The sequence below is a fragment of the Hymenobacter yonginensis genome, assembly GCF_027625995.1.
Classification (GTDB): Bacteria; Bacteroidota; Bacteroidia; order Cytophagales; family Hymenobacteraceae; genus Hymenobacter; species Hymenobacter yonginensis.
This window is the reverse complement of record NZ_CP115396.1, coordinates 3,576,363-3,601,811: the sequence shown is the minus strand read 5'-3', so window position 1 is coordinate 3,601,811 and position 25,449 is coordinate 3,576,363. Positions and strand designations below refer to the sequence as shown.

22 protein-coding genes are annotated in these 25,449 nt (G+C 62.2%); 12 read left to right on the top strand and 10 right to left on the bottom strand.

Going from position 1 to position 25,449, the window contains the following annotated elements; all coding sequences use genetic code 11:
* The first annotated feature begins 290 nt into the window (after positions 1-290).
* On the top strand, positions 291-3,140 hold the full coding sequence (locus O9Z63_RS15535; protein ID WP_270126214.1) for a 2-oxoglutarate dehydrogenase E1 component: 2,850 nt from the start codon (positions 291-293) through the stop codon (positions 3,138-3,140).
* 128 nt (positions 3,141-3,268) lie between these two features.
* On the top strand, positions 3,269-4,930 hold the full coding sequence (gene odhB / locus O9Z63_RS15530; RefSeq protein WP_270126212.1) for a 2-oxoglutarate dehydrogenase complex dihydrolipoyllysine-residue succinyltransferase: 1,662 nt from the start codon (positions 3,269-3,271) through the stop codon (positions 4,928-4,930).
* A 167-nt stretch (positions 4,931-5,097) separates the two neighbouring features.
* Here odhB and O9Z63_RS15525 read toward each other — a convergent pair whose 3' ends face one another.
* The 3 genes from O9Z63_RS15525 to O9Z63_RS15515 all read right to left on the bottom strand — a co-directional run bounded on the left by O9Z63_RS15525 (position 5,098) and on the right by O9Z63_RS15515 (position 9,432).
* Positions 5,098-5,487, bottom strand: coding sequence for a group III truncated hemoglobin (locus O9Z63_RS15525; RefSeq protein ID WP_270126211.1), 390 nt, complete (start codon positions 5,485-5,487; stop codon positions 5,098-5,100).
* Between the two features lie 142 nt (positions 5,488-5,629).
* On the bottom strand, positions 5,630-8,374 hold the full coding sequence (locus O9Z63_RS15520; protein ID WP_270126209.1) for an alpha-L-rhamnosidase-related protein: 2,745 nt from the start codon (positions 8,372-8,374) through the stop codon (positions 5,630-5,632).
* Positions 8,375-8,502: 128 nt separating this feature from the next.
* Positions 8,503-9,432, bottom strand: coding sequence for an EamA family transporter (locus tag O9Z63_RS15515; protein WP_270126208.1), 930 nt, complete (start codon positions 9,430-9,432; stop codon positions 8,503-8,505).
* A gap of 422 nt (positions 9,433-9,854) precedes the next feature.
* On the opposite strand from O9Z63_RS15515, the gene O9Z63_RS15510 reads away from it, so the two are divergent.
* The 6 genes from O9Z63_RS15510 (at position 9,855) to lpdA (ending at position 14,677) form a co-directional block, all read left to right on the top strand.
* The gene (locus O9Z63_RS15510) at positions 9,855-10,568 is read left to right on the top strand and encodes a Crp/Fnr family transcriptional regulator (protein WP_270126207.1); all 714 of its coding nucleotides are present in this window, start codon (positions 9,855-9,857) and stop codon (positions 10,566-10,568) included.
* Between the two features lie 290 nt (positions 10,569-10,858).
* On the top strand, positions 10,859-11,239 hold the full coding sequence (locus tag O9Z63_RS15505) for a hypothetical protein (protein ID WP_270126206.1): 381 nt from the start codon (positions 10,859-10,861) through the stop codon (positions 11,237-11,239).
* A gap of 81 nt (positions 11,240-11,320) precedes the next feature.
* The gene (locus O9Z63_RS15500; RefSeq protein WP_270126204.1) at positions 11,321-11,761 is read left to right on the top strand and encodes a hypothetical protein; all 441 of its coding nucleotides are present in this window, start codon (positions 11,321-11,323) and stop codon (positions 11,759-11,761) included.
* 54 nt (positions 11,762-11,815) lie between these two features.
* Entirely contained in the window at positions 11,816-12,526 is a 711-nt protein-coding gene (locus tag O9Z63_RS15495) for a carboxypeptidase-like regulatory domain-containing protein (protein WP_270126203.1), read from the top strand.
* 37 nt (positions 12,527-12,563) lie between these two features.
* The gene (locus tag O9Z63_RS15490) at positions 12,564-13,004 is read left to right on the top strand and encodes a hypothetical protein (RefSeq protein ID WP_270126202.1); all 441 of its coding nucleotides are present in this window, start codon (positions 12,564-12,566) and stop codon (positions 13,002-13,004) included.
* A 266-nt stretch (positions 13,005-13,270) separates the two neighbouring features.
* On the top strand, positions 13,271-14,677 hold the full coding sequence (lpdA, locus tag O9Z63_RS15485) for a dihydrolipoyl dehydrogenase (RefSeq protein ID WP_270126201.1): 1,407 nt from the start codon (positions 13,271-13,273) through the stop codon (positions 14,675-14,677).
* Between the two features lie 64 nt (positions 14,678-14,741).
* On the opposite strand, the gene O9Z63_RS15480 is transcribed toward lpdA, so the two are convergent.
* From O9Z63_RS15480 to O9Z63_RS15470, 3 genes are all read right to left on the bottom strand, one after another.
* Positions 14,742-15,386, bottom strand: a complete 645-nt coding sequence (locus O9Z63_RS15480; protein WP_270126200.1) for a peroxiredoxin family protein — start codon at positions 15,384-15,386, stop codon at positions 14,742-14,744.
* A gap of 29 nt (positions 15,387-15,415) precedes the next feature.
* Positions 15,416-17,092 carry a hypothetical protein gene (locus O9Z63_RS15475; protein ID WP_270126199.1) on the bottom strand — a complete coding sequence of 559 codons (1,677 nt, stop codon included), beginning with the start codon at positions 17,090-17,092 and terminating at the stop codon, positions 15,416-15,418.
* Positions 17,093-17,198: 106 nt separating this feature from the next.
* Complete coding sequence (locus O9Z63_RS15470; protein WP_270126197.1) at positions 17,199-18,683, bottom strand: TPM domain-containing protein; 1,485 nt, start codon at positions 18,681-18,683, stop codon at positions 17,199-17,201.
* Positions 18,684-18,850: 167 nt separating this feature from the next.
* Between O9Z63_RS15470 and O9Z63_RS15465 the strand changes: the two genes are divergently transcribed.
* Together O9Z63_RS15465 and O9Z63_RS15460 are read left to right on the top strand one after the other, a co-directional pair.
* Positions 18,851-19,534 (top strand): porin family protein, encoded by a 684-nt coding sequence (locus tag O9Z63_RS15465; protein ID WP_270126196.1) that lies wholly within the window; start codon positions 18,851-18,853, stop codon positions 19,532-19,534.
* A gap of 120 nt (positions 19,535-19,654) precedes the next feature.
* Positions 19,655-20,317, top strand: a complete 663-nt coding sequence (locus tag O9Z63_RS15460; RefSeq protein ID WP_270126195.1) for a porin family protein — start codon at positions 19,655-19,657, stop codon at positions 20,315-20,317.
* Between the two features lie 93 nt (positions 20,318-20,410).
* Here the strand turns inward: O9Z63_RS15460 and O9Z63_RS15455 are convergent, their stop codons facing one another.
* Positions 20,411-20,878, bottom strand: a complete 468-nt coding sequence (locus O9Z63_RS15455; protein ID WP_270126194.1) for a cold-shock protein — start codon at positions 20,876-20,878, stop codon at positions 20,411-20,413.
* A 393-nt stretch (positions 20,879-21,271) separates the two neighbouring features.
* Here O9Z63_RS15455 and O9Z63_RS15450 point away from each other — a divergent pair, with 393 nt between their 5' ends.
* A complete protein-coding gene (locus tag O9Z63_RS15450) occupies positions 21,272-22,135 on the top strand; it encodes an SDR family oxidoreductase (protein ID WP_269558893.1) in 864 nt (287 codons plus the stop codon).
* A gap of 86 nt (positions 22,136-22,221) precedes the next feature.
* Here O9Z63_RS15450 and O9Z63_RS15445 read toward each other — a convergent pair whose 3' ends face one another.
* Both O9Z63_RS15445 and O9Z63_RS15440 read right to left on the bottom strand, forming a co-directional pair.
* Complete coding sequence (locus O9Z63_RS15445; protein ID WP_270126192.1) at positions 22,222-22,800, bottom strand: pseudouridine synthase; 579 nt, start codon at positions 22,798-22,800, stop codon at positions 22,222-22,224.
* Positions 22,801-23,058: 258 nt separating this feature from the next.
* A complete protein-coding gene (locus O9Z63_RS15440; protein WP_270126191.1) occupies positions 23,059-23,727 on the bottom strand; it encodes a head GIN domain-containing protein in 669 nt (222 codons plus the stop codon).
* A gap of 226 nt (positions 23,728-23,953) precedes the next feature.
* On the opposite strand from O9Z63_RS15440, the gene O9Z63_RS15435 reads away from it, so the two are divergent.
* Positions 23,954-24,607: a T-complex 10 C-terminal domain-containing protein gene (locus tag O9Z63_RS15435; protein ID WP_270126190.1), complete on the top strand. Its 654-nt coding sequence runs from the start codon at positions 23,954-23,956 to the stop codon at positions 24,605-24,607.
* A 74-nt stretch (positions 24,608-24,681) separates the two neighbouring features.
* Here O9Z63_RS15435 and O9Z63_RS15430 read toward each other — a convergent pair whose 3' ends face one another.
* Entirely contained in the window at positions 24,682-25,386 is a 705-nt protein-coding gene (locus O9Z63_RS15430) for a LytR/AlgR family response regulator transcription factor (RefSeq protein ID WP_270126189.1), read from the bottom strand.
* Positions 25,387-25,449 lie beyond the last annotated feature (63 nt).

Below are 25,449 nucleotides of genomic sequence, written 5' to 3'. Positions count from 1 at the left end.
GCAGGCAGGGACGCGAACTTTGCAGTTCGCGTCCCTGCGCCGCCGTAACAACGGTAGTCGTTCGGGTGCGCGAACTGCAAAGTTCGCGTTACTGCTTTGCCGAAAGCCGTTTCTGTTCAACGGGAGCGGCTTTTGTATTTATTTGATAGATTGGACATCGGTACCTGTGTAAGAAACGCAGGTGTAATTATATGGTTGATTAACAGGTTTATTTGTACATGCGCATATCGGTTTTTACTTCCTGATCAGGCTATTTACCTTTACCCCCTGACACCACCAGCTCCCACCGCATGGACGCCAACTCTTATATCGCCAACGCCCACGGCGACTACCTCGACAACCTGTACCAGTCTTACAAGGCCGACCCGCAGTCGGTGGATGCGAGCTGGCAGAAATTCTTTGAAGGCTTCGACTTCGCCCAGCAGTACCCCGAGGACGGGATGCCGCAGGCCGATGGCGAAGGCGTGCTGACCACCTCGGCCAGCACCAACCAGGCCGGCGCCGTCCGGGCCGTGGACACGGTGGCGGCCGACAAGGAAACGCAGGTGCGTAACCTCATTCACGCCTACCGCAGCCGCGGCCATTTGGTGGCCAAAACCAACCCGGTGCGCGAGCGGAAGGACCGAAAGGCCCGCCTCAACATTGCCGATTTCGGCCTGAGCGACGCCGACCTCGACACCAAGTTCAAGAACGGCGAAGTGCTGGGCCTGGGCTCAGAAGCCACGCTGCGCGAGATTGTGGCCGCCCTGCAAAAGGTGTACACCCGCACCATCGGCTTCGAGTACATGTACATCCGCGACCCGCAGGTGCTCGACTGGTTCCGCGAGAAAGTGGAGAAGGACTCGCTGAGCTTCAACCCCGGCGTGGAGTACAAAAAGCGTATCCTCAAGAAGCTGAACGAGGCCGTGGTATTCGAGAACTTCCTGCACACGAAGTTCCTGGGCCAGAAGCGCTTCTCGCTGGAAGGCGGCGAATCGACCATCCCGGCTCTCGACGCTATTATTAATAAGGCTTCGGAGCTGGGCGTACGGGAGGTGATGATTGGCATGGCCCACCGCGGCCGTCTGAACGTGCTGGCCAACATCATGGGCAAAACCTACGAGCAGATCTTCTCGGAATTCGAGGGCACTGCCGTACCGGACCTGACCATGGGCGACGGCGACGTGAAGTACCACATGGGCTACTCATCGGAGGTGGAAGCTGAGGGCGGCCAGAAGGTGAACCTGAAGCTGGCCCCTAACCCGTCCCACCTGGAGGCGGTGAACCCCGTGGTGGAAGGCTTCGTGCGCGCCAAAATTGAGCACCAGTACGGCGGCGACTACCACCAGATTCTGCCCATCCTCATCCATGGCGACGCAGCTTTGGCCGGCCAGGGCATCGGCTATGAGCTGACCCAGATGTCGTTGCTGGAAGGCTACCGCACCGGCGGCACGCTGCACTTCGTGATTAACAACCAGGTGGGCTTCACCACCGATTTCGAGGACGCCCGCTCTTCGATTTACAGCACCGACCTCGCCAAGATCATCGACGCGCCGGTGCTGCACGTGAACGGCGACGACCCCGAGGCCGTGGTGTTTGCCGTGCGCCTCGCCACCGAGTACCGCCAGCAGTTCCACGCCGATATCTTCATTGATATGGTGTGCTACCGCCGCCACGGCCACAACGAGTCGGACGAGCCCAAGTTCACGCAGCCTACGCTCTACAACCTCATCAGCAAGCACCAGAACCCCCGCGAGGTGTACAACGCCATGCTGGTGCAGCGCGGCGACGTGGATGCGCAGCTGGCCCAGCAGATGGACAAGGAGTTCCGCGACACCCTGCAGGCCCGCCTGGACATGGTGAAGCAGAAGCCGCTGCCCTACAACTACCAGCCCCTCGAAAACGAGTGGCGCACCCTGCGCCGCAGCAAGCCCGAGGACTTCGAGAAGTCGCCGGAAACGGGTATCAGCGAGGAAGTGGTAGCCAAAGTAGGCAAGGCCCTGACCACGCTGCCCGAAGGCTTCCGCCCCCTGAAGCAGATTGAAAAGCTGATGGAGGAGCGCAAGAAGATGTTCTTCGAGACGCGCGTGCTGAACTGGGCTGCCGGCGAGCTGCTGGCCTACGGCTCCCTGCTCGACGAGAAGCACATTGTGCGCGTGAGTGGCCAGGACGTGCAGCGCGGCACGTTCTCGCACCGCCACGCCGTGTTGCACGACGCCGAAACCTCGGCCCCGTACAACTCGCTCAACTACATTGGCGAAGGCCAGGAGAAGCTGAGCATCTACAACTCGCTGCTGAGCGAGTACGCGGTGCTGGGCTTTGAATTCGGCTACGCCATGGCCAACCCCACGGCCCTGGTAATCTGGGAAGCCCAGTTTGGCGACTTCGCCAACGGCGCCCAGACCATGATTGACCAGTTCATCGTGTCGTCGGAAAGCAAGTGGCAGCGCATGAACGGCGTGGTGCTGCAGCTGCCCCACGGCTACGAAGGCCAAGGTCCCGAGCACTCCAACGCCCGCCCCGAGCGGTTCCTGCAGTTGGCCGCCGAAAACAACATCATCGTGGCCAACATGACCACGCCGGCCAACTTCTTCCACGCGCTGCGCCGCCAGCTAAACTGGGAGTTCCGCAAGCCGCTGGTGGTGATGTCGCCGAAGTCGATGCTGCGCCACCCGCTGTGCGTGTCGCCGGTGGAGGAGTTCACCTCCGGCCACTTCCGCGAGGTGCTCGGCGACGTGTACGCCGACGCCAAGAAGGTGAAGCGCGTGCTGCTGTGCTCGGGCAAAGTGTACTTCGACCTCTTGGACGAGCAGCAGCAGTCGGGCCGCACCGACGTGGCCATTGTGCGCCTGGAGCAACTGCATCCCTTCCCCAAAAAGCAGCTCGACGCCGAGCTGGCCAAGTACCCCAAAGCCAAGGTGTACTGGGTGCAGGAAGAGCCCGAGAACATGGGCTACTGGAACTACCTGCTGCGCTTCATGCGCCGCGAGCTGGAAGACGTGATTTCGCGCAAGCCCTCGGCCTCGCCGGCTACCGGCTACAACAAGGTGCACGTGAAGGAGCAGAAGGACCTCGTGGCCCGCGCCTTCGACAAGCCCAAGGAAGCCGTGGCCGACGACAACATCAAAGCCACCGCCGAAGTAGCTAAGAAGCAGGACTAGTCCTGGGTCATTCCGAGCAGCGCGAGGAATTTGAGTGAAAACGGACAAAGGCTTCACCCAGATTCCTCCTGCGTCGGAACGACAACTTCCCCGACATTCCCCACCGAAACCCTTCAAAACTCCCACTTATGGGTCTGGAAATTAAAATCCCCGCCGTCGGCGAGTCTATCACCGAAGTAACCATTGCCAAGTGGCTGAAAGCCGACGGTGACACCGTTAAGCGCGACGAGATTCTGGCCGAGCTGGAATCCGATAAAGCTACGTTCGAGCTGCCCGCCGAGGCCGACGGCGTGCTGAAAATCCGCGTTGCCGAGGGCGAAACCATCGGTATCGGCACCACCATTGCCGAAATCGACGGTGCCGGTGCGGCTGCCGCGCCGGCCGCTGCGGCTCCGGCTGCCAGCGCCCCCGCCGCTCCCGCTGCCGACCCGGTAAGCCAGGGCGAGCAGAACCCCACCGCCAGCGACCAGGCCGGCTACGGCGGCCAGCCTGCCGGCGGTGCCGCCGCTCCGGCTGCGGCTCCCGCCGGCAACGGCGGTGGTGCTACCGTGGAAATGACTATTCCGGCCGTGGGCGAATCCATCACGGAAGTAACCGTGGCCAAGTGGCTGAAGGAAGACGGCGCCCAGGTGCAGCGCGACGAAATCATTGCCGAGCTGGAATCGGACAAGGCCACGTTTGAGCTGCCCGCCGAAGGCACCGGCATCCTGCGCCACGCCGCCAAGGAAGGCGAAACTATCGGTATCGGTGCTACCATTGCCCGCATCGAAGGCGGCAGCGGTGCTGCTGCTCCGGCTTCGGCTCCCGCCGCTGCACCAGCCGCTGCCCAGACTGCTCCGGCCGCCGCGGCTCCGGCTGCTTCGGCAACCACCAGCTACGCTACCGGCACGCCTTCGCCGGCGGCCGGCAAAATCCTCGGTGAGAAAGGCATCAACCCCGCCGACGTGCAGGGCTCGGGCCGCGACGGCCGCATCACGAAAGAAGATGCCCAGAACGCCCAGGCCAAGCCTGCTGCTCCGGCTCCGGCCGCTGCTCCCGCTGCCGCCAAACCGGCTGCGGCACCCCAGGCGGCTCCGGCTGCCAGCGGCAACCGCAACGTGCGCCGTGAGCGGATGAGCAACCTGCGCAAGACTGTCGCCCGCCGCTTGGTATCGGTTAAAAATGAAACGGCCATGCTCACCACCTTCAACGAGGTGAACATGCAGCCCATCATGGACCTGCGTAACAAGTTCAAAGACAAGTTCAAGGAGAAGCACAGCGTGGGCCTCGGCTTCATGTCGTTCTTCACCAAGGCCGTGTGCGTGGCGCTGAAAGAGTGGCCCGCCGTGAATGCCCAGATTGATGGCACCGACATCGTATACAACGACTTCTGCGACATCAGCATTGCCGTATCGGCCCCCAAAGGGCTGGTGGTGCCGGTAATCCGGAACGCTGAGGAGCTGTCGTTTGATGGCATTGAGAAGGAAATCGTGCGCCTCGCCACGCTGGCCCGCGACAACAAGCTCACCATCGAGCAGATGACCGGCGGTACGTTCACCATCACCAACGGCGGCGTGTTCGGCTCTATGATGAGCACCCCCATCATCAACGCCCCGCAGTCGGCCATCCTGGGTATGCACAACATCGTGCAGCGCCCGATTGCCGAAAACGGCCAGGTGGTGATTCGCCCCATGATGTACCTCGCCCTGAGCTACGACCACCGCATCATCGACGGCCGCGAGTCGGTGTCGTTCCTGGTGCGGGTGAAAGAACTGCTCGAAGACCCAACCCGCTTGCTGCTGGGCGTCTAGTATCGCGGATTTTGCAGATTAGCCGGATTTTTCGGATTTCGGTGACGATTAAACACAAAAAGGGGCTTGCCGGTCGGCAAGCCCCTTTTTGTGTTGTATGTTATCATCTATTCTGCTTCCGGTTTTTCGGATCAGCTCCGTCACCGAAATCCGGTAAATCTGTGATGCTAGTCGACCGGCAGCTCGCGGGTGCGGGAGGCGCTGAGGCGGGTGGCCATCTGGCGGGCCAACTGCTTGGCTTCCTCGGCTTTGGAACCGGTGAAATACTCTTCTACGGTGGAAGAAAACAGGTTCAGCCAGTGCTCTACGTGTGCGCCGCTGCGGGGCAGGGCTACCTGCTCCGGCAGGGGCTCGCCTTCGGTAACGCCCTGGCCCAGCAGCGTGCTGCTCCAATAGCGGTACTGCGACGTGAGGTAGTGGGGCCAGTGAATGCGGGCAGCGGCTCCAAAGCTGGCACCAAGTAGCGTGTCCTGCGTAGCCTTGTGGCACAGCGTGTCAACGAGCGTCTTGATGTCGCCTTCGGTCTGAATGTCGTGGAGCGGGGCAGAGGTTTGCATAGACAAAGGAGGATGACAGGGTGGGCTTCCAACTACGTAGCGAATTTACGCAGGTTACGTGGCATTCGCTATGTAACGGAGAAAATTTTATCTTTTCCTTCTTGTGTTATATTTATAGGATGTTTTATCCCTATCTGGGACATTATTGGACGCGAATCAGGCGCAACTGGTCCAAAATTGCTTCGTTCACGGCACCGTTCATGTTTTCGTTGGCCGGGTCCAAGGTTAGGGTCAGTACCGACTTGCCACGAGGCAACCGCACCATAAGGGGGTTGGAGTACCCCCAGTTCGACCACTCATCCACGCCACGCTGCGGTAGTACCACCGTGCCCAGCAATTGCGTCCCGAGGCGCAGCGTGCGAATAGCGCACTTGTTGCTGGTGTTAATGGGGCCGTTGCCGTTGGCGTAGCGAAAATCAAGCGCGTAGACGCCCGCCGCCGGCACCGATACCGGCACTGCAAGGCGGCGGTTCATCGTCTTGCTGATTTCCACAAAGCCTTTTCCCTGATACCCCTTGTACGCTTTGGTTGATTGGGGCGCGGCCGCCTCAATTTCCACCACCTGCGTGTAGCGGGCAGCCTCCGGTAACACCGGCTCACTAGCGAAACTTTCAAAACCCTGGGCGTCGATGGCTACCACCTGGTACTCGCTGAACGGCTGGCCTGCGGGCACGGGGTAGGAGGTTTCGGTGGTGCGGGCGGCAAACTGACCGTTGCGCAGCACTTGGTAGGCGCGGGCGCCCTCCACGGCGGGCCAGGCCAGGGTGCCGGCTGTGTAGCGCACGGCCGGCGTGGGCGGGGCTACGTGGTGCGCTACTTTGTTCTGCGACGAGGCCGGCGGCGGCGTATTGGCTAGCTCAATCCGGACGGTGTGCGCGCCGGTGAGCGTGGCCGGAAGCGTGGCTTCGGGCAGTGGCTGGCCATCCAGCGTAATCCGCTGGATGCCTTGGCCGAAACCGGTCATTTCGATATCCAGCACGGCGCCCCGGTAGCGGAAGTTGCTGAGCCGGCGGGTGCCCGCCAGCGCCTGCGGCACAAACGGCCGGAACGTGAGCTGACTGGGCTGGAAATCCATGCCGAACAGCCCCTTGTACACCAGCCCCAGCGCACCCGAGAGACTCCAGAGCATGTTGCTGCTGTTGATTTGGGTGCCGGCGAAGTCGCCGTTGCTGGCCACGAAGTTTTCCTTGTTGGTGAGAAACAGCGCCGCAGGCCGGGCCACGGCCATCAGGCTCTCCAGGAAAGCCGTTTCGTTGCCGACTTTGGCCGCCGCCAGTCCCCAATAGCTCTGCACGAAGGGCCACACGGCGTTGTTGTGGTAGGGCGGGATGCCGGAAATCTGCGGGTAGATGCACGGCACGCCGTAGTCCATAACGGGCGTGCGGGCCACCACGGTGCTGGCGCGGCTGCCTTCAGCCATCCCAAACAGCACCGCTAGCGTCTCGCCCAGCGCCTCCGCCTTCGGCGACACCTGCTGATGCACGCGGCCGTAGCGAAACTGGCCGTAGTAGCCTTTGTCCTCCAGCCACAGGTGCTGGTTGATGCCCTGCCTGATGCGGGCCGCGCGAGCCTGCGCGTCGCGCGCTACGGCGGTTTCGCCCAGCTTTTCAGCCATCAGGCCCAGCACGATGTTGCCTTGGTAGTGCGCAGCGTTGGTGCCCAGGTTTTCGCTCTGGTAGATGTCAGCGGGCTGCATCCATTTGGGGTAAGTCTGCTCGCGCCAGTCCAGAAACGACGATTCGCCGCGCACGAGGCTGGTTTGCGCATCATACGCCACCTGCTCGTCGTCTTCGATGGTGCGCCGGATGATAGGGTACACCTGCCGCAGCCACGCCTCGTCGCCGGTGCTGAGGTAGATTTCCCAGGCCGCCGTGGCCCAGATAATCCGGTCGGTGGAAACCGGGTAGGCGCCACCGGTGCCCGTATCCTGAATGATGCGGCCTTCGGGCGTCACCTTACGCAGAAGGCTGGTTTTGGCGGCTTCCGGCTGCAGCAGCGCTTGGCTCAAGATGATGCTGTAGCTGATGTCGCGGGTCCAGACGCCAGCCCACTCCTGGCCGGTACGGAACGTGCCGTCGGGCTCCACGGCGCGCTTAGCTTCTTCCAGCGCCATGTTATACAGCGCATCGAGCAGCGGAAAATCGGAAGTAAGCTGCGGCAGCGCCGATACGTCGAGCGTGGCCTGCCAGCGGGCGGCGGTGCTTTTCTGGTCGGAGTGGGCGTTGAGCACCACCGTGGTTTCGTAGATGCCGTTGCCGTCGGGGTCTTTCAGCTCCAGCGGCGGCTTGTTGATCAGGTTGTCGAAGTCCCAGCTCAGCGGCGCGGTGTTGCCGGCCAAGAAGACGTGCTTGAAATCGGCCTGATAGAGCTTCTGCCCATTGTAGAGCGTGTAGTAGCCCTGCTTCTTGAACGCAGCCAGCATGGGCCGCAGATCCAGCCGGATGGTGAGCGGTGTGTTGGGCGCCAGGTACTGGTTGGCCGGCACCGGCCGCTTATCCACCGACTGCTGCCCGAACACGATAACCGGCGTTTCGAGGGCCGCGCCCCCGGCGGCTGGCAGCGCCAGAAACAGATGGTCCTGGCCGGGCGGCATTTCGTTGTCCTTGCCGTTGATACTGAACTTGAAGCTAACCTGCGGGCTCTGGAAGGCGTTGGCCGGGCTCTGGTAGTTGCTCGTCAGCACTTGGCGCGACAGAGCCCGCGCCGTGAAGCGGCCCTGCACCAGCGAGTCGCGGTAGACGGTGTAGGCCGCCGACTGCCACACGGGCGCGGCCGGCGCCGCAGCCGGCGCGCCGGCGGTAGGGGAGGAAGTGGATTTGGTCATCTGGCAGGCAGCAAGAAAGCCGAGGCCGAGCAGGAAGCCGGTAAAGCAGGAAAGTCGGGACATAGCCGAAAGTAACGGTAAACGCCGTGGCGGATGCAGCACGCAGTGGCGTACGAAGCCAACTATGGCGTCTCTACGCCATTCAACCGGCGTATGTCTGGAATACTGCTCCGTAGCCCACGGGTTCCACCCTACGCCTCCTGAACCTCCTTCACTTTCGGCGGCCGGCCGCCCAGCACTACCAGGGCCACGGCTGCCACAATCAGGGCCGCGCCGCCCAGCATGCCGGCGTTCAGGGTTTCGCCCGCAAACAGCCAGCCCAGCAGCACCGCCACCACGGGGTTCACGAAGGCGTAGGTGCCCGCCAGGGCCGGCTCCACCACCCGCAGCAGCCAGATGTAGGCCGAAAACGCCACAAACGAGCCTCCCACCACTAGGTAGGCAAACGCGCCCCAGGCTTTCAGCGGCACGGCGCTCAGGTCGTAGGCCGCGGCCTCGCCGTGCAGCAGCCCCGCCACCAGCAGAAACCCGCCGCCGCACAGCATCTGCATGCCCACGCCCAGAAACGGCGAGCCGGCAATGGGCTTCTTCTTGGAATACAACGAGCCCACCGACCACATGAAGGCCGCCAGCAGCACCGCCGCCACCCCAATGCCGGGGTGGCCCGGCATCAGCACCGGCGCCGCGCTGCGCTGGCTCATCAGCAGCCCCAGCCCGCCCAACCCCAGGGCCAGCCCCAGCAGCACCTTGCCCGTCGGGCGCGCCGTGAGGCCGGTGGCCCAGCCCAGCAGCACCAGAAACATGGGCACCGTGGCCACCAGCAGCGCCGCCATTCCCGACGGAATGTATTGCTGCGCGAAAACCGTGGCCCCGTTACCAAACAGCGGCAGGCAGAAGCCCACCACGGCGGCCCGGCCCCATTCCTGGCGGCTGGGCGCGGCGGCTCCACTCAGCCGCATGGCTCCGTACTGCAGCGCACCCGCCAGCAGAAACCGCGACGCCGACAGCAGAAACGGTGGCCAAGCCCCCAGCGCCACCTTCGTGGCTAGGTAGGTGGAGCCCCAGATCAGGTACAGCGCCAGCAGCGCAACTAAAACCAAAGGACGGGGACGAGTAGGCATGGGGCAGCTGAAGAAGGGCACAAACCTACGCCTGTTTGCCGGTTCCTGCACGCTGGTCCTGGCCGGCTGGTTCTCAAAACAGGAAGAGTTTGAGTCGTTCCGTAGGCGTAGAAGCGCGTTTTCGGGTTGAGTGCTTTATAATTGTCTTATTTATGGAAAACAAGGGTGGTGTGGAAGGCGAACAGGAAGCAGGTGAATTGCGTAAAGAGCTTGTAAGTGGGGGTTAATGATTCGTAAAAAAAGCTGTTGAATGAATAAGCTCAACATTTAATATTTGTATTTTTGTAGGTATGTGCTGCCGCTCTAAGCAAGGCGCCGCCAGCATATAGGGTGCCTGCTGGGGCGGCGAACGGCCGCGCGGTACGCACAGCGGCTGCGGCAGGTACAACCTACTTTATGTCAATGCATCAACCTATACGCATATGGTTCTGCTAGCTTCTTCCGCCCCCCGCAATTGCCAGGACTGCCGCTGTGTGAGCCGGTCGTTGCTGGGCACGTGCCAGCTGAGTGAGCTGAGCCTGATTTCAGGCAGCAAAATGTCGCAGCAATACCAGCGCGGCCAGATCATTTTTCAGGAAGGCAACCGGCCGGCCGGGCTGTACTGCATTCATCAGGGCCGGGTGAAGATGTCCAAGCTGAGCAGCGACGGCAAAGAGCAGATCCTGAGTTTGCGCAAGGAAGGCGACGTGCTCGGGTTTCAGCCGCTCTGTACCGGCGGCAGCTACGAGGCCACCGCCGTGGCCCTCACCGACTGCGTGGTGTGCCTGGTGCCCCGCCCCGACTTCTACAGCCTGCTGGAGCAAAACTCCCAGTTTTCGCACGCGCTGCTGCGGCGGCTCTCCGAGGTGCTGAGCGAAACCCAGCAGCAGATGCTGCATACCGCCTACAAGCCCGTGCGTGAGCGGCTGGCCGAAGCCCTGCTGCTGCTCTACAACTTCTTCCGCCCGGAAACCCCCGACCAATTCAGCATTCCTATCTCGCGCGACGACCTGGCGGCCATTACCAGTACGGCCAAGGAAACCGCCAGCCGCCTGCTGTCGGAGCTGCGCGAAGAAGGCATTATTGCCACCCAGGGCAGCCGCATCATCGTGCTGGATTTGCCACGCCTGCAGAAAATGTGCGCGCCGCACAGCTAGGGCCGGCCACGTGGCTGGGCCTTGGGCAGTTTTCAGAAAATCTGGCGGCTGAAAGCTGCTGCGGAGTAAGTGGGTATTGCAGTTTATTGATATTTAATTAAATTGTACTAAAATATTCTCATAATGATTCCCAGGCTTATAAACGTGGGAAAAATTTAATTAAAATCATTTTCAGAGCTAAGAGACGTCATTTTTTCAGGCGGTACAATAGAGGAAGTTTGTGGAGTAGCTGACCCGGCCGGCGGGCAGCCGGCTTTTCTCTTCTTTCTTATCCTCCCCCTCTTAGTACCATGGCGTATTCAGTCAACAACCCCGCAGGCAAAGTAGTCCAGGACGTCATCACCGATTTGCCGGGCTTGGTGGCCATTGCCGTAGTGGACGTCAATTCGGGCATGAGCCTGGCCTCGCACTCCAACTCGCCGGCCCTCAACCCCGACACCGCCGCCGCCTACAACACGGAAGTAGTGAAGCAGAAGCAGAAGGCTATGTCGGCCTTGAAGCTGCAGGGAGAGTCTATTCAGGATATTCTTATCTCGCTCACCAACCAGCTGCACCTGATCCGGCTGAACGACAACGGCTCGAAGTTTATCTATCTGGTAGTGAATTCCCGCGATACCAACCTGGCCATTGCCCGCGACGTGCTGCGCAGCCACGCCAACCAGCTCAACTAACCCACCCAGCCCACCGCGCCGCCGCCCGCCGGGCGGCGGCCCCGGCGCTTCACCGGAGGCCGGCCCGTTTTATCGGCTCCCATGCAGATTCCGTTTCTTCAACGCCTCCAGGCCCTGGCTGGCCCGGCCCTGGGCAAGGTGGTGCCCGCCGATGCCGGCCCGCCTGCCACGGCCGCCGCCGCGCAGCTGCAGCAGGTGCTGGCTGGCCTGCCCGAAGTGCTGGCCGCCGCCGTGGTTACCATCGAGTCGGGTCAGGCGCTGGCCACCTACGCCACCTCCCGCGAGTTTCAGCTTCCGAAGGTGCTGGCTTTCAACTCCGAAGTAGTGCGCCAGCAGCTGCGGGCCCTGCAGGCACTGGGCCTGCCCGCCGACGAACAGCTGGAGGAAATTCTGATAACGCTCCGCCAGCAGTTGCACCTGATGCGGCTGCTGCCCAACGGCCGCTTCCTGTACGTGGCCGTCGATTGCCGCGACACTAATCTGGGCATTGCCCGCGCCGTCATCCGCTCCTGCGAAGGCTAGCTCAGGGGAAAGACAGCGTCGTTCGTTTTTTCTCACTTTATCCTTCTTACGCGTATGAAACTGACTGCTTCTCCTTTCGATCCGCAAACCGGCGAGCTGCTGCCCGTGTACCGCGACGCCTACCTCAACGGCGACCTGAGCCGGTCCTCGGCCCAGGCCGTGGAAAGCTACCTGGGCCGCGACGACGACCAGGCCCATGAAACCCTAACCCGCTGGCAGGAGCTCCACGCGGCAGAAGCCGTGGCGGCGCCTACCTGGGTGCAAAAGCAAATCCAGCATATCCGGGCCGAGCCCGTGCGCTTCCGGCGGCGGGCCACCACGCTGGTAGCCTCGGCGGCCCTGCTCGGCACCATGGTATTTGCTGGCACCCACCTGCCCACCGAGCGCACGCCCGTAGCCGACAACCTGCCCACCGAAACGGCCGCCGCCCCAACCGAAGCGGCTACAACGGCCGAAGCCGCCACCACCTCCGCCTCGGCCTCGCTGATGGCTTCCCGCACCATGACGGTGCGCGGCCGGATTCTGGACGAGAATGGCGCGCCGCTGGTGGGCGCCACCGTGCTGCACCCCGGCAGCCGCCACGGCGTATCGACCAACGCCGACGGCGAGTACCTGATGCAGGTGCCAGCCGGTACCGCCACGCTCAAGTATGGCTACGGCGGCTACCAGGATGAGGAGCTGACCGTGCAGAAAAGCACCACTTCCAACGTAACGCTGCTGCCCCAGCAGCAGCAGCAGAAAAAGCGCCATTGGTGGCAGTTTTAGGCCTTCCGGCGTCATTTGTTTGTAGTACCCTGCCTGCGTGAAACCCAAAAACTACCGTAGAAAAGCGCCCCGTCGGGTTGAGCGCGCTGAGCTGCCGCCCCCTCCCGACCCGCTTGCGGAACAGGTAGTAGCTCAGGTGCGGGCGGCCTTGCCCGAGCTGCTGGCCGTGGCCGTGGTGGAGGTGGCCTCGGGCGCCAGCTTGGCCGCCCACGCCCCCACCACCGCCATCGACCCGGCCACGGGGGCCGCGTTCAACGCCCAGGTGGTGAAGCTCAAGCGGCAGGCCATGGCCGCGCTGCAGCTCTCGCCCGACGAGCAGCTGGGCGACATCCTGATTACGCTGTCCAGCCAGCTGCACCTGCTGCAGCTCACGCCCGACGGCCGCCGGTTTATTTATCTGGTGGTGGCCTCCGAAACCACCAACCTGGGCATTGCCCGGGAGGTGCTACGGGCCCAGGTAGGGCAGCTGGCCGCGTAGGTCCTGGCGCACAGTAGCGCGAACTTTGTAGTTCGCGCCTCCGAACGACAATCGTTGCAACGGCGCGGGGGCGCGAACTGCAAAGTTCGCGCTACGGGTCGTCCGAACGGCGGCGACGCAAAAGAGCTCCTTTCTCACGCGTGGGGAAGGGGCTCTTTTGCGTTGGGGTGATGGGGGCGGGGCGGGGGTGCCGCACAATTTCCCTGCATCCCAAACTCCCCTTCCGTACCTTCGCCCCAGTTGATTCTCACCGAATTTACCCTAGCATGAACCAATACGACGTTACCGTCATCGGCTCCGGGCCCGGCGGCTATGTGGCGGCCATCCGCTGCTCCCAGTTGGGCCTCAAAACTGCCCTCATCGAGAAGTACGACACCCTGGGCGGCACCTGCCTCAACGTGGGCTGCATTCCCAGCAAGGCCCTGCTCGACAGCACCGAGCACTACCACAACGCCGCGCACACCTTCAAGGAGCACGGCATTGAGCTGAGCGACCTGCAGATCAATATGAACCAGCTCATCGACCGCAAAAACGGGGTGGTGAAGGCCAATACCGACGGGATTCAGTTCCTGATGAAGAAAAACAAAATCGACGTCATCCACGGCGTTGGGTCGTTTGTCGATAAGAACCACATCAGCATTGCGCCCACGGCCGGCGGTGAGGCCCAGCAGATTGAGACGAAGAACGTCATCATTGCTACCGGCTCCAAGCCCACCGTGCTGCCCTTCATCAGCCAGGACAAAGAGCGCATCATCACCAGCACCGAGGCCCTGAACATTCGCGAAGTGCCCAAGCACATGATTGTGATTGGCGGCGGCGTAATCGGGCTGGAAATGGCGTCGGTGTACGCCCGCCTCGGCGCGAAAGTGTCGGTGGTGGAGTTCATGGACTCGCTGATTCCGACCATGGACCGCGGCCTTGGCAAAGAGCTCAAGCGCATCCTGGGCAAAATCGGCATCGAGTTCTTCCTGAGCCACAAGGTAACCGGCGCTACTCGCGAGGGCGACACCGTGACGGTAACCGCCACCAACCCCAAGGGCGAGGAAGTGAAGTTTGAGGGCGACTACTGCCTGGTGGCCGTGGGCCGCGCGCCCTACACCGCGGGCCTGAACCTGGAAGCCGCCGGCGTGCAGATGGAAGAGCGCGGCCGCATCAAAGTAGATGAGCACCTGCAAACCTCCGTGCCCGGCATCTACGCCATCGGCGACGTGGTGCGCGGCGCGATGCTGGCCCACAAGGCCGAGGAAGAAGGCGTGTTTGTGGCCGAAACCATTGCTGGCCAGAAGCCGCACATCAACTACCTGCTCATTCCCGGCGTGGTGTACACCTGGCCCGAAGTGGCGGGAGTGGGCTACACCGAGGAGCAGCTGAAGGAGCAGGGCAAAGCCTACAAAACCGGCTCGTTCCCGTTCCGTGCCTCCGGCCGCGCCCGCGCCTCCATGGACCTCGACGGCTTCGTGAAAGTGCTGGCCGACAAGGAAACCGACGAAATCCTGGGCGTGCACATGATTGGCCCCCGCATTGCCGACCTCATTGCCGAAGCCGTAACGGCCATGGAGTTCCGCGCCTCCGCCGAGGACGTAGCCCGCATGAGCCACGCCCACCCCACCTACGCCGAAGCCATGAAGGAAGCCTGCTTGGCGGCTACCGAAAACCGCGCGATTCATATGTAATTCCGGCGCTTACGCTAGAAACCAAAGCGGCTGCAGCTCCCAGGAGTTGCAGCCGCTTTTGCGTTCAGTCACTATAAACGCTATTGGTTAAACAGGCCTCTAACACCGGCTTGTATCTCTCTATCGTTGTTGCTGCATTAGTGTAGGTTCCTGAAAATGCATAGGTGACTTTGCCATCCGTATTTATAAATAGAATAAAAGGTCCACCAATGGGTGGGCCGCCAACTGGCTCGCTAAATAGTGGGGCCCATAAAGAATCTGCGTTTGCCACTTGTGGAAAATTGAAAGGATGTTGAAGGATAAAGGCTTTCACCGAGTTGGAGTTGTTAGGCGAAAATCCAACGAATTTAACGCGGCCTTTATACTTCTCAGATAGAATATTTATGGCCTCTATATTCCTATAAACTGATTCAGAATGGTGTTCTGGAGCGTTGGGTAGCGGAATTGACCAATAATACAGAGCTACTGCTTGGTCATTATTAGCTGTAGTATTTATGACTGTATTGTCAATAGAAGTGGCAGTGATAGCAGGGCCATTTGCTCCTTTTATACAATCATACACCGCGCCTTGTGCCAGTAAATTAGCGTCCGAATCATTAAGGGTAGCTAATTTGTTGTTTGCCTTGCATTTCGCAAAAGCTGTGGCGAAATCATCCTGCTGCGAGCATGAAGCAAAGCAAAACAGGAGCAGTAAAAATCGAAGCTTCATCAGCTGCTATACATTGGTTATTGGCTCGCTCACGTCTTCTGCACCAATTTAAATCCGTCCTTGGTCACTTGGTACTGCTGGCCCTGGATGGTGATGGTTTCGCCTTCCAGCAGCTTGCTTAGGTTCTCGATGTCGCCCTCGATGGTGTGGAGGCTGAAGCCGTGCTTGCGGGCCAGGGCGAGGTATTTGGGGTTGATGTAGTCGCGGACGCCGCAGAGGATGATGCGGACGTGGGCGGTGGTGTTTTTGAGCAGCTTGGCGTCGCGGGGGAAGGTGTAGTTGTCGGCCAGCAGGATCAGCTCGGCCGAGTCGGGGGCGGCGGCCAGCTTTTGGGCGTAGAGCAGGGCTTCGGCGTCGTTTTCAGGCGCGTCGCCGCCGCCGCCGGCCTTCATGGTTTCGATAAGCTTGTTTTTGATGGCTTCGTAGCTGTCGGTTTTCACGTGGTAGAGGCCGCCGGTTTTGCCCAGGCGCTTGTCTTTGTCGGGCTGGTCGTTGCCGTCGTTGAAGAACACGAAGGTTTTCTCGTCTTCGAGGGCGCTGAGCTGCAGCCAAGCCAGCAGGTCGTAGGTGTAGGGGAACATGCTGCCCGTCACGTCGGTCACCACCACTTCCTTGCTCCACTCGGGGTGGCGCTGCATCACGCGGCTGACCACGTTGGCATCGGCGGGCAGGGGCAGTTCCTCGGTGGCGGCGGTATCGGCGGCGGCCAGCAGCTCGCCTTTCTTGGTGATACGCGCTTCGCAGTAGTCGTTCTTGTGCTGCTTGTTCTTCTTTTTCAGCGCCACCCGGTACAGCCGGGCCGAGGAATCGGGCAGGGCGAAGCTGGTGAAGCCCATATCGGCCTCGCCCAGCAGCTGCAGTGGCCCCAGCGGCAACCGGATAATGCCCTTGGCCGTGAAGCCGAACATCTTCCGGTCGATAGGAAAGCCGGAGGTGAAGGCCACGCTTTTGCGGATGGCTGCTTCCAGCTCCGCCACGCACACGGGCCGGGCGGTGGGCAGCACCTGCACCGTCCGGATGGTGCCGTCGGCGGCCACGGTCAGCTGGAACTTCACCACCTGCGCCTCCCGTTGCGGGCACTTGTAGAGGCGGCGCAGGCTGCGGGCCATCTGGCGGTTGGTGAAGCGGCCGGCGGGCAGGTTGCAGGCCACCTTTTTGCCCTGGGTTTTCTTGCTGATTTTGGGGCGCTTCTTCTCCAGCAGGCGCAGCTTGCGCGTGAGGCTGTCGAGGTCGGCGCGGCTGGTGGCGGCGGTGGCGTGCGGGGCCACGTACACCACAAAGCCGTGGAAAAACGGCTGGCACTCGGCGGGGCTGTTGCAGCCGGTCTGCTCCACCAGCGTCCACGTCACCGACTCATCCTGCAGCAGCCCCGGCACGGCGGCAGCCAGGTTGCGGATGCGGCTCAGGTTGAGCTGGCGCTGGTTGAAGGCGGGGTTGAGCCGGAAGGCCGTGTACACCAGATCAATGCGCACAATGTGGCGGTCCTGCAACCGCAGCGCCTTCAGCTCGGCCCCCGAAAACGTGGAGGGCAGCCGCAGAGCCTGCAGATCGGGCAGGGGCTGGTAGCGGCCGGTGCGGTAGGCGTTGAGCTGATCGTAGAAGGCATTCAGCTCTGGATCGGGCGGGGCCGTTTGGGCCAGGGCCGCGGAAAGAAGCAGGAAAAACAACAGGCCACTGAGCAGGCCGCGCCGGAATAAAGGAAGCATAGCACAATAAAGCACGGGCGGCACCAGGCCGCCCCGTAAAGCGGTGCAACATACGACTTTGCCGCCCCACCTGAAAACGCCTCATAAGCCACCGCAAAGCCGCCCGCTACCAACTGCTGCCAGCCCCGCCGCCGCCCGAGCTACCGCCGCTGCTGCTCGACCAGGAGCCCCCCGACGACGACCCCGAAGACCCCGACGAGCTACCCGACGACGACAGGCGCGCGGTGGTGTACTTGGTGCGCTGGGTGTGCTGGCAGAAGGCGCAGTGCCATACGTGCCACCCCCAGCCGCCATGCGACGTAGTGGCTTCTTCCATTACCTCGTCGGGCTGGGGCTGGGCGGTGTGGTAGCGGCACATGATGCAGGCCTTGGCGTCGGTGGCGAGGTTGGCGTAGGGCAGCAGCAGCTGCTGCTGGCAGGCCGGGCACTGCCAGGCGTCGTAGTCCACGGAGGCTACCCGCTCCTCGGCTACCTGGCCGGGCTGCAGGGTGGCGTCGTCCTGGGTTTCGTCGAGGCGGTGCATGGGGTGGGCGCAGGAGGGGCAGGCGTAGGGCTCGTCGCGGAGGGCGGCCAGGTGGCGCTGCTGCCGGGGCCACATCCACACCAGCCCCAGCGGAAACACGTAGCGCAGCATCCCCAGGCCGTGCAGGGCTTCGCTGAGAAATACGTAGCGGGCGTGGCGGCTCTGGCCGGCCATGGCCGCCATACGCTGCTGCACCTGCCACAGGTAGACGTGCGCGCCCAGCAGCGGCACCGCGTAGCACAACGCCACCAATACGCCGGCCGGCACCGCCAGGTCCAGCAGCAAGGTGCAAAACCACAGCCCTACCAACGCCGCCACGGCCAGCCCCAGCCCCCAGCGGAAGCCGGCTGTGGGCTTGAGGTTGAACAGCAGCAGCCCGCCCGTCACCAGCAGAAACACCAGCCCCAGCCCCACGCCGATGGCCTCGCCCGTGCTCCAGGCGGTGGGGTAGCCAGGCTCGGAGCTGGCGTAAATGGCAGTTTCGGGGGCGGCCGGGTCGTCGGTCAGGGCCAGGGCATCGTCCGTAGAGGCGGTGGCCAGCGAGTCGGCGGGCTCCAGGCGGCCGGTGGTGAGCTGCCGGATCAGGGCGGCCACGCCCTGGCGCACGGCGGCATCGTACTGGCCCTGGCGCAGGTAGGGCACCATGTAGCGCTGCTGCACGCGGAAGCACAGAATGTCGGGCAGGTCGGCTTCGAGGCCGTAGCCGGTTTCGATTTCCACCCGGCGCTGATCTTCCACTATCAGCAGCAATAAGCCGTTGCGCAGCTCCCGGTCCCCAATCTGCCAGCGGTTGAACAGGGCCGTGGCGGCCGTCTTGGGCACTTCCTCGCCAATGCTGCGGGTCAGCGCCACGTCGATGTGGGCGCGGCGGCTTTGGTCGAGGGCCCGTAGCAGCTCGTTCAGGTCGCGCACGGTGGCGGGCTGCAGCAGGCGGTCGGGGTCACTGACGTAGGTCTGGCCCAGCGTTTTGGGGTCGGGGATGCGGGTGAGGTAGGACGCCTGCGCCGCCACCTGCCGGCTCGCGCCCAACGCCAGCATCATCCACAAAAGCACGTAACGCAGAAACATAAGCCGCTGAAAGGGAAGGTTTGCAGGCCAAAGAAAGCAATCTGCGCCAGACCGTTTCCCCCACCAGATTGCGCGCCGACTATTTCACGGCGGTGCCATGCAACCCAGGCGCTACCTCCGGGGCTCTGGTAGAAGACACTATCCCTTCTTCTTATTTTCTTGCTACCATGCATCAGAAACTAACAGCCCTAAGCGGCCTGCTGCTGCTGGCCGTCAGCGCCCACGCCCAACTAGGTGTGCGCGTCGGGGCCAACACTACCACTATTGCCACCAGAACCCTTCAACAAAGCCAGCAAGCCAGCGCCGACGCCAAAACCGGCTTTCAGGTGGGCGTATTCTACGAGCACAAGCTAGGCCCGCGCTTCTCGGTGGTGCCGGAGCTGCAGTTCAGCCGCCAGCGCACCCAGTTGCACTCGGTGGAGTCGTGGAATGGCTTTGCAGGCGTGACGACATACTCTACCGATTCGCGTCTCAGCCAAAGCTACCTGCACCTGCCCGTTCTGCTGCGCGCCCGTTTTGGCAACTTCTACCTGGAAGGCGGCCCTCAGGCCAGCCTGCAGCTGGCTTCCCACGAAGCCGGCACCACAGTAATAACCAGTTCCTACAATCCCAGCTCTTCCCAGCAGAATTTCGACCGCACCGCCACTAACAACTACCGCCGTTTCGATGTGGGCTTATGCGCCGGCCTAGGCATGCAGCTGCCAGCGGGTTTCGGCATTGGGCTACGAGGCACGTCCAGTCTACTGCCACTCAACTCCAAAGAGTCGTCGGCTCCCGGTTTCACCATCAACCGACGCAGCCAAACGGTACAAGCGTCCATCAGCTACCAGTTGCGGAGTGCTGGAAAATAGGCTGCCCTCGTAGCTCCTGTGCTGGTGTGTAGAGATGTGTCGTCAGCGCACTATGCAATATGCAAGCAGATTCGGTGTTCTGGTAGAGAGAAGTATGTTCCACTGTATTCCTTGTTAGACATGAATCCGAAACTGCTACTAAGCGCCCTGCTGCTGCTGGCCGGCAGCGCCCACGCCCAACTGGGTGTGCGCGCCGGCGCCAACACTACCACGATGGCCATTAAAACCCCACAGCAGGGCCAGCGGGCCAGCGCCGACGCGAAAGCCGGTTATCAGGTGGGCGTATTCTACGAGCACCAGATGGGTACGCGCTTCTCGGTGGTGCCGGAGCTGCAGTTCAGCCGCCAGCGCACCCAGCTGCACCTGCAGGAGAGCATCTTTGCTGATCCCACCTACGCCGCTGGCTACCGTCTCAGCCAGAGCTATCTGCAGCTGCCCGTGCTGCTGCGCGCCCGCTTCGGCAGCTTCTACGTGGAAGGCGGGCCCCAGGCCAGCCTGCAGCTGGCTTCGCGGGAAGTGGGCACCGAGTTCTACGGCACCCTGGCCGGAAACTTCTATGCCAACATCGACCGCGAAGCCACTGACCGGTACCGCCGGTTCGATGTAGGCGTGTGCGCCGGTCTGGGCGTGCAGCTACCGTCGGGATTTGGTATCGGGCTACGGGACACGGCCGGCCTGCTGCCGCTGCAGCGCCAGGACCCGCGCACGCCGGGCTACAGCGGCGACCTGCGTAGCCAGTCGGTGCAGGCATCCATCAGCTACCAGCTACGCCCGCGCTCCTGAAACCGGCTTGCCGCGTACCGAACGCCCAAAATGCCAAGCGGCCGCAACTCCCGAGGAGCTGCGGCCGCTTGCGCATAGTCGAAAACCGAAGGCTTATTCGCCGCCCAGCTTCACGTTGAAGGCGCTTGGGCCTTTGGGACCCATTTCCACCTCGAAGCTTACTTTATCGTTTTCCTTGATGGTGGTACCGCTCGACAGGCCGTTGGCGTGCACGAAGATGCTCTGCTGTGTTACAGAGTCCTTGATGAAGCCGTAGCCCTTGGAGTCGTTGAAGAACGTAACCTGGCCCTTGCGGATCGGATCTTCTTCTTCCATATCCTCCTGGCGCATGGCACCAATGCGGATATCCTCTACCTTGATTTCCTTTTTCTTCTTGGTCGGATCCGGCGGCGTCGACGTGATGTTGCCGTTCTCGTCTACGTAGGCGAGCATTTCATCCAGGCCCTGGCCCTTCTTGGCGTTGGCCTGGCGCTCTTCTTTCTTCTCTGCTTTCTCGTTGCGCTTCTTCAGCCGCTTCTTCTCATTTTCCTTCTTGCCGAAGGTTGCCTGCGATTTGCCCATGCGTGGTATGTGGTGATATTATTGCCGAACGGCGTGTGGAGATGTTGAAAGTGGGGGTACGATAGCTACATAATAGGTAAAAACCGATATTCAGCCCGTATGGTTCACAAAACCGGCTCCTCAACAGCAGGGGCTGGTAAGGCCGTCTGCAGAGCCACAGTTAAGGTATAAAAATAATTGCGTAACAGCACGCGGCCGGGGCCGCTAATTGCCAAAGATACGGAGGGCGCGGCAGCTTCGGGCATGGCCGGCGGCGGGAATATGCATTAGGCAGCTGGCCGGCGGTAGGGCACCACGGCGGAAGCAGGTTACGGCAGCAGAAGCTGAGCCATAACTGCATGGCCTGTGCCGACGTTAGACAGCAACTCATATTCTTCTGTCTATCCCCTTCAGATGTCCGATAAACCATCCCTTTTTCCGCCCCAGCACCAGAGTGAGCAGCCGGGCCTGGAATCCAAAATGACGCCCCAGCCCGAGTACATCCGCGAAGGATACCAGGGCGCCAACAAGCTCCGCGACAAGGTAGCCCTCATTACGGGCGGCGACTCCGGCATCGGGCGGGCCGTGGCCGTGCACTTTGCCCGCGAGGGTGCCCATGTTGCCATCGTATACACGCCGCGCGAGCAGGAAGACGCCGAGGAAGTGCTGCGCCTGGTGGAGGCCGAAGGCCGCCGCTGCGTGCTGCTCCCCGGCGACCTAAAGCAGCCCGCCTTCTGCGCCGAAGTGGTGCGCCGCACCGTGCAGGAGCTGGGTGGCCTCAATATCCTGGTCAACAATGCCGCCGAGCAGAACTGGCACGACTCCCTCACCGAAATCAAGGATGAAGAGCTGGATTCCATTTTCGAGCTCAACATCAAGTCGTTTTTCCGCATCACGCGGGCCGCGCTGGAGCACCTCAAAGAGGGCGACTCCATCATCAACACGTCGTCGGTGAATGCCTTTGCCGGCAACGAGCAACTGATCGACTACACGTCCACGAAGGGCGCCATTACGTCCTTCACCCGGGCGCTGGCGCTGCAGCTGGCGTCCAAAGGCATCCGCGTGAACTCCGTGGCGCCGGGCCCCATCTGGACGCCGTTCATTCCGTCGTCGGCGGGCGCGCTCAAAGTGGCTGTGTTCGGCCGCGACACGCCGATGGGCCGCGCCGGGCAGCCGTCGGAAGTGGCGCCGGCCTACGTGTTTCTGGCCTCGGAAGATGGCTCTTACTTTTCGGGCCAGACGCTGCACCCGAATGGGGGCCGCGTGGTGAATGCCTGATTTCTTGAGGCACGAGCAAAAGCTAAAAACCCATTCCTCTGCCGGGGAATGGGTTTTTTGATGCAGGATTCATAGTCCGCCCGGGTTTACCACTTCAGCTCGTCTACCTCCAGCACCTCGCCGGGCGGCAGGCCACCCAGCACGATGCTGCCGATGCGCACCCGCACCAGCCGCAGCGTAGGAAAGCCGGCGGCGGCCGTCATTTTGCGCACTTGGCGGTTTTTGCCCTCGGTAACGGTGATGCTGACCCAGCTAGTAGGGCCGTGCCGCTCGTCGCGGATTTTGCGGGTGCGGGGCGGCAGGTCGGGGGCCTGTTCCAGCCGGAAGGCGGCGCAGGGCAGCGTCAGGTACTTGCCTTCGGGGATGCTGATTTCCACGCCTTGCTGCAGCAAGGCCACGGCTTCGTCGGTGATGAGGCCGTCTACCTGGGCGTAGTATTCCTTTTCCACGTCTTTGCGGCGTACCCGCTCGCTCACGCGGCCGTCGGTGGTGAGCAGCAGCAGGCCTTCGCTGTGCTCGTCGAGGCGGCCAATGGACATGGTGCCTTCGGGGAAGTCGTGCAGCGCCCCCAGAAACTTCTTTTTGCGGGCCTCGCGGGCGTCTTCGCTCCGGAACTGACTGAGGTAGCCGAACGGCTTGTGCAACACGAAATGGCGGTGGTTCATGCAGAAGAAAAACAGAAAGCAGCCAGCTGAAACCAAGCCGGCCGGCCGACGCCAACCAGGCTGGTAGCAGCTCGGCGCATCGGCGGCACGAAGCTACGAAAGCCGCTGCCGACCTGCCTGCGCCACCCACGGCCAGGGGCAACAGCCAACGGCCGTGGGTGGCGCAAACGGCGCGGGGGCGCGAACTACAAAGTTCGCGCTACTGTACACCGGCCCCGGCAATGCGCCAGACGCCCCCTGTTTCTCGTGTGCAGTGGCTTAGCGGGTCACGCGGGCTTTGCCTTTGTTGCGCACGTCGCTAGCGCCGGAGGCGCGGGAAGTCAGGCTTTCCTCCACGAAAACGTAGGCATCGGAGGCGCCGGAGGCCTGCACGTCGGCGGTGCGGCTTTGCAGCTCGTTGGCGCGGTAGTCGCTGCTGCCGCTCACCTGCACCTGCTGGCGCTCGGCGCGGCCGGCCAGCTTGATGTCGGAAGCGCCGGAGGCGTGTACGGTCAGGGCCTTGGTGTCGAGGCGCAGCGTCACGTCGGAGGCGCCGCTGGCCCGGATGGTGAAGTTGTCGGCCGTGAACGTGGAGGTGCTCTTGATGTCGGAGGCGCCGCTGGTTTCGATGCCGGTCAGGCGCGGGCAGGTCACGTACACCGTCACTTTCTTGTTGTTGAACAGCTGGCTGGGCGCATTCCGGTCGCGGTAGATCTGCAGCGTGCCATTCTGCACTTCGGTCACGATGTATTTTTCCACGTCGGCTTCGGCCTGCACCTTCACTTCGGTGCCTGCGCCCTGCACCAGCACCACGTCGCAGGCGCCGCTGGCCCGCAGCTTGTCGAACGAGCCCACTTTGCGCAGCTGCTGGGCCTGGGCAGCAGCCACGGCCGCCACACTGAAAAGAGCGGCTACGGCCGCAGAACGGAAGAGGGAAGCGGTATGCATGAGCAGGAAAGATAAAGGTGGAGGAAGGATTGCCGATGGCGTATACAGGGCCAGATGCAGGCCCGGGCCCGGGCGTTGCCTATCGGCTCGGGTTTTTGTTTTTCCGTTTCCGGTTGGGCGTCTGCAAGCCCCGGGCCGGCCCCTCTGCAACCTCGCCGCAACCCCAGCCGTAACAGGCCCCATTATAGCCAGTAGGCTATATGCTGTTTTCACAGACCTCCCTTTTATGCACAAGACCCTGCTTTTTGTCTCGGCTGCTGCCACGCTGCTGGCCGCCTCCTGCACCCAAGACAAGCCCGCGGCCGTTGACGCGGCCACCACGCCCTCGGCCGATACGGCCGTAGTTGTCGATAATGCTGTCGACACCACCACCTACCGCACCGACGCCGACCGCCTCGCCAACCGCATTGCCGAAGACCTGAAGCTGACGGATACGGTAGTCGTGACGCGCATCGAGAAAACCTACTACACGCGTGGCCGCCGCCTCGGCGAGATTGAAACCAGCTACGCCACCGATACCACTGGCCGCTACGCCGCCATCCGCCAAGTGAACGACGACACCGACCGGGAAGTGAAAACCATCGTTACGGACCCCAACCAGTACAACACGTACTCGTCGAACCGCGGCACCTACTACGCCGGTACGCCCTACACCGTAACGGAAACCCGCGTGGTGGAAGAAGAGCGTAGCGCCCCCTCCCGCCGCTCGGGCCCCAGCATCGTGAAATACGATAAGAAGAAAAACGGCGAAACCAAAATCGTGTATTCCAACGGCACCACGGTGAAAATCGACAAGGATGGCGACCGGAAAACCGAGTACTCCAACGGCACCAAAGTGAAGCGCGACGCCGACGACGGCAAGGTGAAAGTGAAAGACTAGCTTTCCGCGGCTCCTACCACGCAAAAGCCCCCGTACCAGTCTGGTGCGGGGGCTTTTTGTGTGGCAGCGGCGGCCTATTTTTTGAAAAATGCCAGCAAATCGGCCCGGTGCGAGTTGCCGATGGGCAGCAGCGTGTTGTCGAGCAGCAGCACGTTGTCGGGCTGGAGCATGCGGATGTGGGCGGCGGCCACGATGAAGGAGCGGTGCACCCGCACGAAGGCCGGGCCCAGCACCTCCACCATTTCCTTCATGGTGTGGTGCAGCAGGTAGCTTTTGGTGGCCGTCGTGATTTTCACGTAGTCCTTGCAACCCTCCACGTACACAATGTCGCGGTGCGGGACTTTCAGCAGGCCCTGGCGCTCTTTCACCAGCAGGTACTTTTCCTCGGTGGTGTCGGCGGGCGGCACGGGCTGGGTGGCGGGCAGGCGGGCCACAGCCTTCATGAACCGCTCGTAGCTGAAAGGCTTGAGCAGGTAGTCGAGCACGTCCAGCTCGTAGCCCTCGTAGGCATACTCGCGGTAGGCGGTGGTCAGCACGGTTTTGGGCGGGTGGGTGAGGCTTTTAAGGAAGCTCAGGCCCGTCACGAGCGGCATTTCAATATCCAGAAACAGCAGGTCCACGGGGTGCTGGGCCAGGTGCTCGTAGGCTTCCATGGCGTTGCGGCACTTGCCCGTGAGCGTGAGCCCCGGCGTCTGGCCAATGAACTGGGTAAGCACCTGATGGGCCAGCGGCTCATCATCCACAATCAGGCAGCGAACAGGAGCGGGAGTATTTGTCATTGGATAGGTGATGAGGGGATGAGGTAATGGGGTGATGAAGTAATGAGGTGATATAGGACGTCA

What these genes read in the sequence shown, in the direction of transcription:
- O9Z63_RS15535 (WP_270126214.1), top strand. Translation starts at nt 291, where the DNA reads ATGGACGCCAACTCTTATATCGCCAACGCCCACGGCGACTACCTCGAC.
- odhB (WP_270126212.1), top strand. Translation starts at nt 3,269, where the DNA reads ATGGGTCTGGAAATTAAAATCCCCGCCGTCGGCGAGTCTATCACCGAA.
- O9Z63_RS15525 (WP_270126211.1), bottom strand. Translation starts at nt 5,487, where the DNA reads ATGCAAACCTCTGCCCCGCTCCACGACATTCAGACCGAAGGCGACATC.
- O9Z63_RS15520 (WP_270126209.1), bottom strand. Translation starts at nt 8,374, where the DNA reads ATGTCCCGACTTTCCTGCTTTACCGGCTTCCTGCTCGGCCTCGGCTTT.
- O9Z63_RS15515 (WP_270126208.1), bottom strand. Translation starts at nt 9,432, where the DNA reads ATGCCTACTCGTCCCCGTCCTTTGGTTTTAGTTGCGCTGCTGGCGCTG.
- O9Z63_RS15510 (WP_270126207.1), top strand. Translation starts at nt 9,855, where the DNA reads ATGGTTCTGCTAGCTTCTTCCGCCCCCCGCAATTGCCAGGACTGCCGC.
- O9Z63_RS15505 (WP_270126206.1), top strand. Translation starts at nt 10,859, where the DNA reads ATGGCGTATTCAGTCAACAACCCCGCAGGCAAAGTAGTCCAGGACGTC.
- O9Z63_RS15500 (WP_270126204.1), top strand. Translation starts at nt 11,321, where the DNA reads ATGCAGATTCCGTTTCTTCAACGCCTCCAGGCCCTGGCTGGCCCGGCC.
- O9Z63_RS15495 (WP_270126203.1), top strand. Translation starts at nt 11,816, where the DNA reads ATGAAACTGACTGCTTCTCCTTTCGATCCGCAAACCGGCGAGCTGCTG.
- lpdA (WP_270126201.1), top strand. Translation starts at nt 13,271, where the DNA reads ATGAACCAATACGACGTTACCGTCATCGGCTCCGGGCCCGGCGGCTAT.
- O9Z63_RS15480 (WP_270126200.1), bottom strand. Translation starts at nt 15,386, where the DNA reads ATGAAGCTTCGATTTTTACTGCTCCTGTTTTGCTTTGCTTCATGCTCG.
- O9Z63_RS15475 (WP_270126199.1), bottom strand. Translation starts at nt 17,092, where the DNA reads ATGCTTCCTTTATTCCGGCGCGGCCTGCTCAGTGGCCTGTTGTTTTTC.
- O9Z63_RS15470 (WP_270126197.1), bottom strand. Translation starts at nt 18,683, where the DNA reads ATGTTTCTGCGTTACGTGCTTTTGTGGATGATGCTGGCGTTGGGCGCG.
- O9Z63_RS15465 (WP_270126196.1), top strand. Translation starts at nt 18,851, where the DNA reads ATGCATCAGAAACTAACAGCCCTAAGCGGCCTGCTGCTGCTGGCCGTC.
- O9Z63_RS15460 (WP_270126195.1), top strand. Translation starts at nt 19,655, where the DNA reads ATGAATCCGAAACTGCTACTAAGCGCCCTGCTGCTGCTGGCCGGCAGC.
- O9Z63_RS15455 (WP_270126194.1), bottom strand. Translation starts at nt 20,878, where the DNA reads ATGGGCAAATCGCAGGCAACCTTCGGCAAGAAGGAAAATGAGAAGAAG.
- O9Z63_RS15450 (WP_269558893.1), top strand. Translation starts at nt 21,272, where the DNA reads ATGTCCGATAAACCATCCCTTTTTCCGCCCCAGCACCAGAGTGAGCAG.
- O9Z63_RS15445 (WP_270126192.1), bottom strand. Translation starts at nt 22,800, where the DNA reads ATGAACCACCGCCATTTCGTGTTGCACAAGCCGTTCGGCTACCTCAGT.
- O9Z63_RS15440 (WP_270126191.1), bottom strand. Translation starts at nt 23,727, where the DNA reads ATGCATACCGCTTCCCTCTTCCGTTCTGCGGCCGTAGCCGCTCTTTTC.
- O9Z63_RS15435 (WP_270126190.1), top strand. Translation starts at nt 23,954, where the DNA reads ATGCACAAGACCCTGCTTTTTGTCTCGGCTGCTGCCACGCTGCTGGCC.
- O9Z63_RS15430 (WP_270126189.1), bottom strand. Translation starts at nt 25,386, where the DNA reads ATGACAAATACTCCCGCTCCTGTTCGCTGCCTGATTGTGGATGATGAG.